The sequence below is a fragment of the Halomonas sp. KHS3 genome, assembly GCF_000830495.1.
GTDB lineage: Bacteria > Pseudomonadota > Gammaproteobacteria > Pseudomonadales > Halomonadaceae > Vreelandella > Vreelandella titanicae.
This window is the reverse complement of sequence record NZ_JWHY01000002.1, coordinates 351,140-363,453: the sequence shown is the minus strand read 5'-3', so window position 1 is coordinate 363,453 and position 12,314 is coordinate 351,140. Positions and strand designations below refer to the sequence as shown.

Sequence of the window (12,314 nt, the reverse complement as noted above, 5' to 3'; positions counted from 1 at the left end):
CTACAAAACAGGCATCTCCCAAGCAAGCAACACTCAACGCACAAAAACCATCACCACAAGCACCATGGTCAGCAATAGCAAGTACACCCTGGCATGAAGACGGTCAGGGATGCGCCCGATCCAGGTCGATGCCAGGCGGATTCCGAGCCATGAGCCCACTGCGAGTACCAGCAAGGCGCGCAGATCCACATAACCGGCATACCAGTCCCCCACCGCTGGGTGATTTGCCGACAGCAACACATACGTCACGGTGCCACTCACCGCCATAGGCAACGACAACGGATTGGCCATGGCTGTGGCTGCCGTCATACTCGCGCCTCTACGGCGCATGAGCGGTACGGTCATCACGCTGCCGCCAACGCCCAGCAAGGCGGCCACCGCACCAATCAATGTCCCCGTCATCGCCGTTACCCCACGCCCCATAGGACGCACATCACTCCCTGACTGATGCAGAAAACCAGGCCGCAGAATGGCATCCGCAATCGTGATGCTCAGATAGCCGATAAACGCCCAGCGCACCCACTCGCCACTTAACGACACGGCAACCGTCGCACCAAGCACAGCGCCCACGGCGATATAGCCCACCAGCGGACGCACCAGGTGCCATTGCACGGTTTGCCTTAGATGGTGGCGCCATGTGGATAGGGAAGCAGCAAAGACCATCAATGCCGTCGAGGTGGCCACCGCGATATGCATGGCCGTCTGCCCGATACCACTATCCGACCCATGGACGGAAATCAGCAGGGTATACAGCAAGGGAACCACCACAAACCCACCACCGAAACCGAACAATACGGTGGTCACTCCCGCCACCCCGCCACAAAGTAGCAATACGCTATACACCGGCACTCTCCTGATGAAACCAAACAGCAGGCACTATATGCTGGTGGACGTTGGCCGACATTCGTCATTCGGACAACCATCAACGCGTTTCAGCCAGGTTAACGCTAATGCTCAATACACCTCTTTCAGATGTGGATCATGTAGCAAGGCCCGTGGTGGCCATCGGCACTGACTACCGCCCCGGCACCCTCCTCGACTTTCATACCCATCGACGTGCCCAGTTTCTCTATGGCATGACCGGCGTGATGGAAGTTAATACGGATGACGGTACCTGGATGGTGCCGCCCTACAGCGGCGTCTGGCTGCCTGCGGGCAAACGCCACCAAGTGTGCATGAACGGGGTGAGCACCCGAAGCCTGTATATCGAGCCCCACGTTGCGCCACGCACATCGCACAACTGCGAGGTGCTGGTCGTGACGCCTCTCCTGCATCACCTGCTGCTGGCTTCCGCCCACATCCCCGCGCTCTATAACGAAAACGGCCGCGACGGTGCCCTGGCTAAACTACTCCTATACGAACTGGAACAGGCTCAGCCCCTGCCACTGTTTGCGCCCCTGCCCCATGACCTTCCCCTCGCCCGCCTGTGCAGAGAGTTCCTCGGCCAGCCAAACATTCACACCCTTCCCGAGGAGTGGGCCCATCAGTTGCATTGCAGTCAGCGCACCTTCAATCGCCTGTTCCGTCAGCAGACCGGACTCTCCTTTGGCGTATGGCGCCAACAGGCCTGCCTGATGGCGGCTATTCCCAGGCTACTCTCGGGCAGTTCCGTTACCCAAACCGCGCTGGAACTCGGCTACGATAGCCCGGCCGCTTTCTCTAGCATGTTTCGCAAGGTACTCGGCCAGTCTCCCAGCGCTTTCGTCCGGGAGGCTAGTCGCCAAAAGGAATAACTGCCTCAACATACCTAGCTTTTTTCACTTACTCTTCGGCAAGGTGATAACCCCTTTCAGATAAGGGGCCACGCGGCCTTTGATAATCACGCGCTCGCCTTCCACGACGCAGTTGAGCGCGCCTTTTCGGGCGCCGCCCTGGCGTGCGGTTAGCGTTTGCTTGCCTAACCGCTTAGACCAGTAAGGTGCAAGCGACGTATGGGCCGAGCCTGTCACTGGATCTTCTTCAACGCCTACCTTGGGGCCAAACCAACGGGAAACAAAGTCCACATCATGGCCTTTAGCGGTGACCGCCATCCCCCGCCCCGGTAGCTGTTTAAGATGCTGCATATCCGGCGCTAACGACTCAATCAATCGCGCATCATTAACCACCACCACGATATCGTCAGAGATCAGCAGTTCCTCAATGTCGATACCGCCGAACGCCGCCGCTACCTCAGCGTGCATTGCCAAGGGTTCTAGCGTTTTCGCGGGAAAATCCATCGCCAGCTCGTCACCCTCACGCTTTACCAATAACTGCCCACTGCGGGTCTGAAATTGCAGAGTTTCTGAGCTATCACCTAGTGCATTAAAAATTACCCACGCCGCCGCCAAAGTGGCATGGCCACACAAATCAACTTCCACTGCAGGGGTAAACCAGCGCAGGTGATAGCCGGATTCAGTCGACACAAAAAAGGCCGTTTCAGACAGGTTGTTCTCCGTGGCAATGGCTTGTAGCAGCGCATCATCCAGCCACGCTTCCAGCGGGCAAACCGCCGCGGGATTGCCCTCAAAGGGCTTAGAGGCAAACGCATCTACTTGGTAAAGATCAATGTTCATTACAGCTAGCCTTATCTCACTTCAGATATCACTTCGGGGGCGGCGCTAAACCTGTTAACGATGATACCAAGTCTTGATTAGTTAAGGTTCGGCTGAGCAAACTCACCGCCTGCTCGAACTCTATACCACGCTCGGTTAAGCGCCGCTGGTATAGGGTGTAGCACCTGAGTAACCCGCTTGCGGAAATGCACGGCGCGATGGGACTTTAATCGGGAACCAACTGAAACAATGGAATACAAGCTGTAATGCTGAGTTTCACCCTGAACCTGACGTTTACTCGCTTGGAAAATGAACAGGAATTTCCGGATAGTTTCCTCCCTCTCTAGCTGTGCCTCTTGGTTGGCGAACTACCAAGAAATTCTTAGCAGTTGCTATTTACTCACGACTCGCCAATCTCGACAGTAAGCCCATCATCTCTTTATGTGGCCATAGATACCCTCGGCCTTTTACCGTGCGCGGCGACTCTGCCAGCCAAGCACCCGCGTTATAGCCTGTTATTTCAGCCACATTCAGTTGGTCATAATGCAAGAGGTGGTCAAACTCCTCCTTCATTCGGTTAAGCGTGCCTTGTACAGAGCGGCTGCACTGGGTATCCACCTGTAAAGGACGTAAATAACGGTGGGCAGTCTCCATATGACTCCCCTCCGCACCAAATTTGAGCAAAGTGTTCATCAGTGCATCATCAAAACGGTCATTTAGCTCCACGAAATCAGGTTTTGTAAGCGCAGGCAATACCAATGGGAAGCGAGTTTCATCGTGTACCAGTAGTACGCAATTGCGCCGCTGCAACGTTACTAAATTCCCATGCCAATGGCTTAACGGGTTGATATCTAGCAGCGGTTGCTTGTAAATCCATTCCGTTCGTGGCGTTACATTAAACTGACCGTCACTAGTTAGCGGTAAGCGCTCGTATAGTTTATGTGTTGCTTGGAGTTGAATCACAGCACTCACCTTGGTAAGCAGATAATTTTATCTGCGTCTGTGTGTCCGGGAAACTATAACCACTTCATTAGTCACACCAGCTTCTTTGCTAAACGGGCACTACTGATACACACCAAGCGGCTATGTATTACTGAGTATGACCCATGGCATCAGGTTCTTTCATGGCATGGGGAATGTCTACCATCCTCAGCAGCCAAATACAGAAAGGGCAGTCACTTGGACTGCCCTTTCGTTTTATGTGTGAAGCGGGAATACATAAATGAGAGCAAGGATCAGCGCTTACCTTCAAGGCGCAATTTAACCACTTCATTTAGCGCCAAGCCGGTCGCTTCAGCAATCTGCTCATCACTCAGCACTCCCAGCTTGAGCAGATTACGGGCTGTTTTCTCGATGCCCAGCTTTTCACCTTTCACAATACCCAGCTTTTCGCCTTCCTGGCGTTCTTGCTGAGCCCAGTTTTCCAGATTTTCTGCCAACATGTCTTTATCCTCCACCAAACTGTTGAACTGTTGGCTACGCGGTCAGCAACTCCATTTCCTCGCGGCTACGAACCGGATGGCGGATCGCCTCTTTGGCTATATTCACTTCTAATGCTACTTTCGCAATATCCAGCACGCCAACATCAATATGGTAGCCCCCTCGGGTCATCAACCAGTCAAGCACCTCCGCCAGGTGCCAGATTGAGGCACTGCCTTCGTGAACCGGCACAGGAAACGTCGCTCGGTGGGTGAGCATCAGCTTTCGCATTGCCTGTCGCGAAACGCCCACAACGTCTGCTACATCCGTCAGGCCAACAAGATCCGGCGAAGCCTCGATCAGCCGCGCGGAAGGGATCGCTTTTTTTACGTCAACCAGGGCACTGTGAACCGCTTCCGCGGCGCTGTCCGCTTCACGAGAGAATTCCAGCGCCAAGCGGCCCGGCTGCCCCACACCCACCAGAGCATCATCGCAACCGGCAGCGCCCAAACGCTCCACTAGCGCATCTAGGTCGGAGTCACTATCAGCCATTTGGTATTTCAGCGTAAAAACATATTCCATTCTTCAATCCTCCGGCTCCGCTTCGTCTCGACGCTTGTGGGTCGAGCACTTGTCCACCACTCTCCGAATTGCCAGGGCGTGGCTGCCGGGATTTCTCGGCGTGCTCCACACACTTGCTATACAGAACTCACCGCAGCGACATTCATTGTCATTGTAGGGGCAGTAGATCTTGCCCCAGGCATGACTCCCACCCACCTCGACTCGCCAGCCCTCCGCTTCCGCATGCTTGAGGGCAGTTTCGATCTCTTTTTTCGGATGTGCTGGACGAGTCATTATTTGCCTCTGAGTATGAAGCCCCCACCAAGGGTTGTCAATTGACAACCCTTGAGGCAGCCATTCATATGCTTGCCGACGTTCATCTAAATAGATAGACCCAAGTGTCTCTTTTAATTCCCTAATAAAATTTAAGAAAGAATATCAGTAGGTGCAACACTTAACCTGACGCTGGGGGATTCCATGGCATGGGGAATGTCTGCCATCCTCAGCAGCCAAATAGCGCCACTGGGTGTCGTAAGGTTGGCGCGGATCCTTATGTAAACCAATTACCCGCCAACCAATGAAATGGGATGAGCAAAAAGTTATTATCCCGCTAAATAATTTTTCTGCCGCTAATTTTGCGGCTGCATCATGCGCTTTTATATTTCCTCACTGGATACGCTATGCATAATTTATGGATTCCCGTCGTCGCCATTTTCGTCGTTGCCGGCCTGGTATTCGGTAGCCAGGCCTATTCCGAGGCCCAGCGTGATGCCCACATCGCCGCGACGATAGCTGAACGCCTCGACAGTCAGGCGCCGGCCGAGATCTCCCACTTAACGCAAGTCAACAAGGGCTATGGGATGTGCGGCGACTATGCGCTTTCACGCGAGTCCGGTCGCTTCTACTACAATCACGCCACCAAGCGCCTAGCGTTGGGCACCGATGCCCCGCTGTATCACGACAACTGCGAGGGCGTCTCTGACTGACGCCTTAGGCTTTGTACGAAAAGTCTGCGTGCGAAGGTAAAACAAGACAAAAACGGTGAAAAGACGGGGCGAACTCGCGTGTGAGTTTACGTGGTGTAAATGAGTACGTTGAGCCGATTGTAAACACCGTAGGGTCGAGCGCAGCCAGTTTTCAGGCAGAGCCTAGCGCTATTGTTCACTCAACACCTCACGCAGCCAACCCAATAACGCTTCGCTGCCAGGGCGTTGAGGCGCACCCTGGCGTGTGTATAGGGCGATGGCATCGTGCTGAGGCAAGCTCTCTGCCACCGGGCGGATCAGTTCGCCATTTTCAATTAAGCGCTGCGTTGTGCGCCGCCAGCCCAAGGCAATGCCGTGCCCCGCAACAGCCGCTTGCAGTAGCAGTGGATAGCTGTCGAAAACAGCACTCTCCACTGCTGGGAGTTCAAAGTGCCCCATGGCACGAAACCAGTCATCCCACTCCAGCCAATCCGCCGGGTCAGCGTGGTGGTGCAGTAGCCGCTGGTTAAGTAACGCATTGAGACTCAACGGCGTAGTGACCCCTTTCAGGTACGCTGGGCTGCAGACCGGAAATATCTCGTCCTCGGCGGTAAACACCAATCGATGGCTCCCGCTAGGCCTACCGTTGGTTTGCAGCGCAATGTCGAAGCTGCCACTAAATTCGGTAATCGGCCTTGTCGACGTCGCCAGTTGTATCTCAATTGCAGGATAGCGACGATTAAAGTCAGCCAGCTGTGGCATCAGCCAATAGAACGCTTCGCATAACTGGCAGAACAACACGACGCGCTTATCATTTGGGTCGCCGCGCAGCGCCTGAGCCCCCGTAGCAATACTTTCCAACGCCTGGGAGACCGTACGGCCAAATTCGCGCCCTTCACGGGTAAGAAACACACTGCGATGACGGCGCTCGAAAAGCATCACGCCAAGGTCTTCCTCCAGCGCACGGATCTGTCGGCTGATAGCCGCCTGGGTCAGGTGAAGTTCTTCGGCCGCGCGCGTAAAGCTTTCCAGCCTGGCAGCAGCCTCAAAGGGTCGTAGCGTCGCCAGTGATGGAAGAGACTTGATGAAGTTATCCATAATCTGAGCTCATGCATTGTGACGCAGAAGTCGTTTGAAGCACTGCTAGAGGCAGCGGCATTCTAGAGCGGAATTAATCACTGGAACGCTGCAATGAAGGCCACTGCTAAACCACAAGATAATATCCTACAGGGCATAAGCCTTATCGTGGGGGCTGTCTTTCTGCTGGCATTGACCGACGCCCTGGTTAAGTATCTAAGCGCCAGTATGTCGCTATGGCAACTCTATGTCATCGGGTCATCAGTATCGCTGCCGATACTGTTAGGGTTAATCATTGGACATGCAGGCCCCCGCCCCAAGGTAAAATCACGCCGCTGGGTGACGATAAGAAGCCTGCTTCTGTTGCTGATGTGGATAGCCTACTATGCAGCACTACCGCTAATTCCGCTTTCGGTGGCAGCGGTCGCCATTTACACCACACCGCTGTTTATTGCCGTGCTGGCTGCTTTTGGGGCGGGCGAGCATCTTTCACGCCAGGCCTGGCTAGGCATTCTCTGCGGTTTCCTGGGCGTGGTGGTGGTGTTGCGCCCTGGCGGCGACACCTTCACACCTGCCACACTGCTACCCGTGCTTGCCGCCCTCTTTTATGCGCTAGCCATGCTGGTCACTCGCCACCACTGCCAAAGAGAACACCCCCTACTTCTCACCCTGGGATTAAATCTAGCCTTCCTGGCAGCAGGCAGTCTTTTCAGCGTGCTGGTGGCAATCAACAGCACAGCAACGCTTGCCGAACGCGCGCCGTTCCTGTTCGCCGGTTGGCAACCGCTAGACGCCACAGCGTTATTGATCGTGGGCGCCTACGCCCTACTGCTGATCATTGTGAATACCGGGGTGGCAAGGGCCTATCAAATAGCCCCTTCGGCGTTGATCGGCACCTTTGATTACGCCTACCTCATCTTTGCCAGCCTTTGGGGCTACCTGCTATTCAGCGAAGTGCCCGATGCCATGACTTGGCTGGGTATGGGCATGATCTTAATCGCGGGGGCGATGGTGTTACGGCAACGGCGTATTTAAACTGCAAAAAGAATTGCATCGTCAGTCGGTCATTGCATCCACACAGAACTCGATAGGAACACAGTAGACATACTATTCACCCACTAAAAAATTTGATCATTTTAGCGGCGATTTCGTCCGGTTGTTCCTCAGGCATGTAATGACCGCAATTCTGAATGACCCCACCTTCCACATGGGTCGCTAATGGTTTTATAGCGTCATAAATATCAGGCGACATGCCGAAATCACCGCCCAAAGCCAAGATTGGCGTCTCAATTTTTTTGGCCGCTAATGACGTATTCTGCTCGGCGTCATCAAGCACTGCACGATAATAAGCCAGTGCCCCACGTAGGTTTCCGGGTTGCTTATAGACGCGCTCATATTCATCTATATCAGCTGTTGAGAAAGTACCGGCGGGATTAAAAGTTTTCCGCTGAAAGAACCACTCGATATAACTTCTCTCCCGACCAGTGATTAAAAACTCAGGGACATCCGGTACTTGGTGAAAAAAGAAGTGCCATGACTTCCAGGTGTTTGGCCCCACCTCAACTGTTGGCTTAAGCGTCACGCCTGGGATATTAGCGTCAAGCAAAACTAGCCGACCTACTTCATCGGCGAATCGCACCACAAAGGGGTAAGCGACCCACGAACCAATATCATGCGCACCAATGTGATAGCGCTCGAAACCAAGCTCCTTAACTAGCGCATGGATACGATCGCCAGCCGTTTGTGTATCATAGCCATCTACCGGTTTGTCGGAATCACCTTGCCCAGGTAAGTCTATTGCGACTACGTAAAAATGGTCAGCAAGTATCGGCATAATACGACGCCACGCATACCAGCTTTGTGGGAAGCCTGCCATCAGCAAAACGGGAAAGCCTTTGCCACCTGATACAGTGTGCAAACGGACATCTCCAGCATCTACCATGGCATGCTTGAAACGCTTACCGCCAAGTTCAATTTCGTCATTTCCAGGCATTAGTTCCCCCTCCTTTTCAACAGAGTATAGTCGATATTTCTACCGCTCTTTACGAGGTAATACAAGAACACTGCTATAAGATATAGCCGTATTATAGCGCGGCGCAAAGAATAATTTTGAATCTCTAAACTTACAAAAAAATAACGTCCTTTGACAACCTAGCGAGACATAAAATTTAGGTTAATTAAAACCCAGCAACATTCCTTATCAATACAGAGTTACGATACGATCTATTCTTATACGTTTAATAAACTCCTCTCAAATATTTATATACAAAACATATAAACAGCAATTCGTTTATGACTTGCATTCTTTCAATAATTTTATTCCTATTTTATTGAGCGGCTGCTTTTTTGGCCAAAAGCCAATCAGGTTCCGGTCGCGTCGAGGAGATAACGGTCGAATGACCACTTTGGCCGTTGGCATATTAATTAATGCCAATGTCGGCACCAAGCTTACACCGACATCTCCAGCGACCATCTGTAATAACGTTTGCGTATCGCGTACCCACAAATCCACCTGGAAGGTATCAACCTCCTCCAACGAGTGGGCAAATATCTGCTGTATAAGTGCTTCACAACCGCCTGATGACATTATAAGGGGATGCTCCGCTAGTTCCGCCACCGTCACATTGCCTTGTTTGCTGAGCTGGTGGTTTACGGGCAGCACGGCCACAATCTCATCCTTTTTTAATAGCTGCCAATCGAAGTGCTCACGCCAGTAGGTGAGATTAAGCTGCGTGACATCTGTTGTGACACCCATGTTGATCACACCGCTTTCCACCCACTCCTTTATCTCTTCTTCCATGCCTTCCAGTACAAGGCTAATGGCTTCTGGGTAGCGGCTCGTAAAGCTCGCAAGCAGGGGCGACAGCCAACCAGATAATGCGCTAGGAATAACGCCTATTTTCAACGTTTCATCTACTTCATTATGGAACTGGGCCACTTGCTGGCTCAATATCTGAAGCTCTCCCACAACCTTCTTGGCGCTAGTAAGCACTAACTCTCCTAAAGCAGTCAGTTCCCACCCTTCCGCCGCTTTTGTGATAAGTGGGCCACCCACCAGCTTCTCCAACGCCTGCATTGAGTGACTTACGCCAGATTGGCTAACGCCAAGTCGCGCCGCCGCACGGGTATAGGATTGCTCTTCCGCGACCACAAGCAGCACACGCAGTTGGGCAATAGAGATATCCGAACCTTTGATCATCAAATTACCTCATGAACCATATGAGTCAGATAGATTTTACGTCGATGCTATTTAAAAATACTCTAAAAAAAATCTTCTATCATTAAAAAAACAAACGATCAAAGTTAGCAGGAAAACAATTAAACCCCTACATATCAAAAATTGAAGGTTAAGAATGAGCATGGAAATATTAAAAAAAATAGAGCGCGAGGTTATAGAATTACGTCATTCAATTCATAAAGAACCTGAATTATCAGGACAAGAGAGTGAAACAAGAAAAAAAATAATTCGCTTCCTTGACACTTTTGAAATACATGAAATAAAAAAAGGCCATGCAGGATCTTTAATAGTTGACATAACTTCCTCGCACAATGACTCATCTGACCTTGTCATCGGCATTCGGGGGGATATGGACGCATTACCTATTAACGAAGAGCGTGATGACCTTTCATACCAGTCTCAAAACAACGGGGTTATGCATGCTTGTGGGCATGATACGCATACAGCAATTGCAGCTGGTGTAGCTGCATATTTTAATAATAAAAAGGATTTAAATGGTGCTATTCGTATAATCTTTCAGCCTTCAGAGGAGTGTGAGCCACTTGGAGGTCGAGAAGTTGTTAAAGAAGGTTGGATTGACAATGTGGATATAATGCTTGGCATTCATGCCTACCCATCTTTGCCATCGGGAACGGTAGGTATAATTAACAACCACGTAACTGCTTCAGCCGATACTTTCAGCATTATATTTTCAGGACAAAGTGCTCATGGTGCATTCCCTCATGAAGGAACCGACACCATTTTTATAGCCTCAGCCTTTATCCAACTCCTTCAAGGGTTAGTGACTAGGCAAACTGATGCTAATGAAAACTCAATTGTTAGTATCGGAGTAATTTCAGGAGGTACAGCTGAGAATATTGTATGTGATCGTACAGAAATCAAAGGAACTATACGTACCCACTCAACTCAAGGAAGGTATAGATTACAAAATAAAATTAAAAACTTAGCACACGATTTAGCAAAATCACACGGTGCTAAGTCAACATTTACATTACTCGAGGGTGAACCTGCGGTTTTTAATGATCCAAAATTGTTAGAGAGTTTCAAAACAAGTACAGAGAAAATTATTGGAAAAAATAACGTTAAGCAATTACCTCCCCTCATGGGAAGCGATGACTTTGGATTTTATTCACAAAAAACTAAAAGTCTCTACTTTTTTTATGGCACTCACAATCTTCAATGCGGACATACTCATCCGTTACACACTTCAAAATTTGGTGTGGCGGATCAAGACATGATCTTAGGGCTAAAGCTTGTTATTTCAGCTGCTGAAGAATTCTTAAAATCTCAGAAAAAAGGATAAAAGATGATGATTATCGATAACAGTAACAACTCACCCTTTAGCAAGAGCGAGCATGACAACAGGTTAAATAAAATAAAAAAAGAAATGACCCTAAAGAATATTGAGGTTCTACTTGATTCAGACCCTGCTAATATTTACTATACTACGGGCTACGACGCTGTATCTTATTACACTCCACAAATAATGATTATATCCATTTATCATTCTGAACCAATTCTCCTGGTCAGAGATATAGATGTTCTCGCTGTTAAAATAAGAACCGAGCTAAGCAGTGATAGCATACATGGTTGGAATGACAGTTTTGTTGACAATGAAACCAGCCACCCTTTCGAGAAAGCAGTTGAATTAATTATTGAGCTAGAACTAAAACAATGTCAAATAGGCATTGAAATTGATGCTGGAATGACAACCTTTGATGATATTAATTTTCTAAAAAAGCACCTAAAAAACAAAATCACTGAATGCCGTAGATTAATAAATTTTGTGCGCATAGTGAAGTCAGACAATGAAATTAAATATATGCGTCAAGCGGGTAAGATTACAGAACATGCCATGCAGGCTGGATTTAGTGCAATGTCAGAGGGAGTAAGAGAAAGCGACGTAATTGCAAAAATATACCATGCTTTTATTACTGGAACAGAAGAGTATGGTGGTGACTACCCATCAAACCCACCAGTTATGCCAACCGGCAATAGAAGCGCTACTCCACATTTGACTTGGAGTGACGAAGCATTAATTAAGGATCAGAACTTAACTCTTGAACTTTCAGGAGCTAGACACCGTTACCATTGCCCGCTTGCACGTACAGTATATATTGGAAAGACTCCTCCAAAAGATTTGGTTGATGCCACTAAATATGCGATTGAAGGTATTCACGAAACATTAGAAGCTATTGCACCTGGGATGTCTTTATCTGAAGTCCATATGGCATGGGATAAAGTAAATAAAAATCGAAATTTAGGAAAAACATCACGGCTTGGATATTCTGTTGGTTGCTCATTTCCACCATCTTGGTTAGAGCGGACAGCTTCAATTCGTGCTGAAGACAAAACAACTCTAGAACCAAATATGACATTTCATCTCATTGCTGGAATTTGGAAAAACAAGTGGGGAGCTGAAGTCAGTGAAACATTCCAAGTAACAAATCTAGGCGCTAGTCTTTTATGCAATCTTAGTCAGGAAATTCATCACATAAAATAAATCTTAAAAATTTACCAAAT

Annotated in this window: 15 protein-coding genes; 5 read left to right on the top strand and 10 right to left on the bottom strand. The window is 49.6% G+C overall.

Annotated features, from left to right (window positions below):
• Window positions 1–33: 33 nt before the first annotated feature.
• A complete protein-coding gene (locus RO22_RS03950; protein WP_041157676.1) occupies window positions 34–843 on the bottom strand; it encodes a sulfite exporter TauE/SafE family protein in 810 nt (269 codons plus the stop codon).
• Window positions 844–950: 107 nt separating this feature from the next.
• Between RO22_RS03950 and RO22_RS03945 the strand changes: the two genes are divergently transcribed.
• Window positions 951–1,733, top strand: a complete 783-nt coding sequence (locus RO22_RS03945) for an AraC family transcriptional regulator (RefSeq protein WP_041157675.1) — start codon at window positions 951–953, stop codon at window positions 1,731–1,733.
• A gap of 24 nt (window positions 1,734–1,757) precedes the next feature.
• Here RO22_RS03945 and RO22_RS03940 read toward each other — a convergent pair whose 3' ends face one another.
• From RO22_RS03940 to RO22_RS24015, 6 genes are all read right to left on the bottom strand, one after another.
• Entirely contained in the window at window positions 1,758–2,552 is a 795-nt protein-coding gene (locus RO22_RS03940) for a PhzF family phenazine biosynthesis protein (protein WP_041157674.1), read from the bottom strand.
• Window positions 2,553–2,629: 77 nt separating this feature from the next.
• The gene (rhuM, locus tag RO22_RS25270; RefSeq protein ID WP_200890231.1) at window positions 2,630–2,860 is read right to left on the bottom strand and encodes a RhuM family protein; all 231 of its coding nucleotides are present in this window, start codon (window positions 2,858–2,860) and stop codon (window positions 2,630–2,632) included.
• Window positions 2,861–2,927: 67 nt separating this feature from the next.
• The gene (locus RO22_RS03935; protein ID WP_041157673.1) at window positions 2,928–3,494 is read right to left on the bottom strand and encodes a DUF6933 domain-containing protein; all 567 of its coding nucleotides are present in this window, start codon (window positions 3,492–3,494) and stop codon (window positions 2,928–2,930) included.
• Between the two features lie 272 nt (window positions 3,495–3,766).
• Window positions 3,767–3,973 carry a hypothetical protein gene (locus RO22_RS03930; RefSeq protein WP_041157672.1) on the bottom strand — a complete coding sequence of 69 codons (207 nt, stop codon included), beginning with the start codon at window positions 3,971–3,973 and terminating at the stop codon, window positions 3,767–3,769.
• 34 nt (window positions 3,974–4,007) lie between these two features.
• Complete coding sequence (locus RO22_RS03925; protein WP_041157671.1) at window positions 4,008–4,532, bottom strand: helix-turn-helix transcriptional regulator; 525 nt, start codon at window positions 4,530–4,532, stop codon at window positions 4,008–4,010.
• A 3-nt stretch (window positions 4,533–4,535) separates the two neighbouring features.
• On the bottom strand, window positions 4,536–4,805 hold the full coding sequence (locus RO22_RS24015) for a hypothetical protein (RefSeq protein ID WP_084625239.1): 270 nt from the start codon (window positions 4,803–4,805) through the stop codon (window positions 4,536–4,538).
• Between the two features lie 386 nt (window positions 4,806–5,191).
• On the opposite strand from RO22_RS24015, the gene RO22_RS03920 reads away from it, so the two are divergent.
• A complete protein-coding gene (locus tag RO22_RS03920) occupies window positions 5,192–5,497 on the top strand; it encodes a hypothetical protein (protein ID WP_041157670.1) in 306 nt (101 codons plus the stop codon).
• A gap of 168 nt (window positions 5,498–5,665) precedes the next feature.
• Here the strand turns inward: RO22_RS03920 and RO22_RS03915 are convergent, their stop codons facing one another.
• Window positions 5,666–6,574, bottom strand: coding sequence for a LysR substrate-binding domain-containing protein (locus tag RO22_RS03915; RefSeq protein ID WP_041157669.1), 909 nt, complete (start codon window positions 6,572–6,574; stop codon window positions 5,666–5,668).
• Window positions 6,575–6,667: 93 nt separating this feature from the next.
• Here RO22_RS03915 and RO22_RS03910 point away from each other — a divergent pair, with 93 nt between their 5' ends.
• Window positions 6,668–7,588: a DMT family transporter gene (locus RO22_RS03910; protein WP_041157668.1), complete on the top strand. Its 921-nt coding sequence runs from the start codon at window positions 6,668–6,670 to the stop codon at window positions 7,586–7,588.
• A 76-nt stretch (window positions 7,589–7,664) separates the two neighbouring features.
• Here RO22_RS03910 and RO22_RS03905 read toward each other — a convergent pair whose 3' ends face one another.
• Complete coding sequence (locus tag RO22_RS03905; protein ID WP_052475512.1) at window positions 7,665–8,546, bottom strand: alpha/beta fold hydrolase; 882 nt, start codon at window positions 8,544–8,546, stop codon at window positions 7,665–7,667.
• Window positions 8,547–8,843: 297 nt separating this feature from the next.
• On the bottom strand, window positions 8,844–9,752 hold the full coding sequence (locus tag RO22_RS03900) for a LysR family transcriptional regulator (RefSeq protein ID WP_235270467.1): 909 nt from the start codon (window positions 9,750–9,752) through the stop codon (window positions 8,844–8,846).
• Window positions 9,753–9,912: 160 nt separating this feature from the next.
• Here RO22_RS03900 and RO22_RS03895 point away from each other — a divergent pair, with 160 nt between their 5' ends.
• Both RO22_RS03895 and RO22_RS03890 read left to right on the top strand, forming a co-directional pair.
• Window positions 9,913–11,094, top strand: a complete 1,182-nt coding sequence (locus RO22_RS03895; RefSeq protein ID WP_052475511.1) for a M20 family metallopeptidase — start codon at window positions 9,913–9,915, stop codon at window positions 11,092–11,094.
• A 3-nt stretch (window positions 11,095–11,097) separates the two neighbouring features.
• On the top strand, window positions 11,098–12,294 hold the full coding sequence (locus tag RO22_RS03890; protein ID WP_084625238.1) for a M24 family metallopeptidase: 1,197 nt from the start codon (window positions 11,098–11,100) through the stop codon (window positions 12,292–12,294).
• The last annotated feature ends 20 nt before the right edge of the window (window positions 12,295–12,314 follow it).

Excerpts from the sequence above, each read along its gene's own strand:
- RO22_RS03945 (WP_041157675.1), top strand. The coding sequence starts at position 951 with ATGCTCAATACACCTCTTTCAGATGTGGATCATGTAGCAAGGCCCGTG.
- RO22_RS03940 (WP_041157674.1), bottom strand. The coding sequence starts at position 2,552 with ATGAACATTGATCTTTACCAAGTAGATGCGTTTGCCTCTAAGCCCTTT.
- RO22_RS03930 (WP_041157672.1), bottom strand. The coding sequence starts at position 3,973 with ATGTTGGCAGAAAATCTGGAAAACTGGGCTCAGCAAGAACGCCAGGAA.
- RO22_RS03925 (WP_041157671.1), bottom strand. The coding sequence starts at position 4,532 with ATGGAATATGTTTTTACGCTGAAATACCAAATGGCTGATAGTGACTCC.
- RO22_RS24015 (WP_084625239.1), bottom strand. The coding sequence starts at position 4,805 with ATGACTCGTCCAGCACATCCGAAAAAAGAGATCGAAACTGCCCTCAAG.
- RO22_RS03920 (WP_041157670.1), top strand. The coding sequence starts at position 5,192 with ATGCATAATTTATGGATTCCCGTCGTCGCCATTTTCGTCGTTGCCGGC.
- RO22_RS03915 (WP_041157669.1), bottom strand. The coding sequence starts at position 6,574 with ATGGATAACTTCATCAAGTCTCTTCCATCACTGGCGACGCTACGACCC.
- RO22_RS03910 (WP_041157668.1), top strand. The coding sequence starts at position 6,668 with ATGAAGGCCACTGCTAAACCACAAGATAATATCCTACAGGGCATAAGC.
- RO22_RS03905 (WP_052475512.1), bottom strand. The coding sequence starts at position 8,546 with ATGCCTGGAAATGACGAAATTGAACTTGGCGGTAAGCGTTTCAAGCAT.
- RO22_RS03900 (WP_235270467.1), bottom strand. The coding sequence starts at position 9,752 with ATGATCAAAGGTTCGGATATCTCTATTGCCCAACTGCGTGTGCTGCTT.
- RO22_RS03895 (WP_052475511.1), top strand. The coding sequence starts at position 9,913 with ATGGAAATATTAAAAAAAATAGAGCGCGAGGTTATAGAATTACGTCAT.
- RO22_RS03890 (WP_084625238.1), top strand. The coding sequence starts at position 11,098 with ATGATGATTATCGATAACAGTAACAACTCACCCTTTAGCAAGAGCGAG.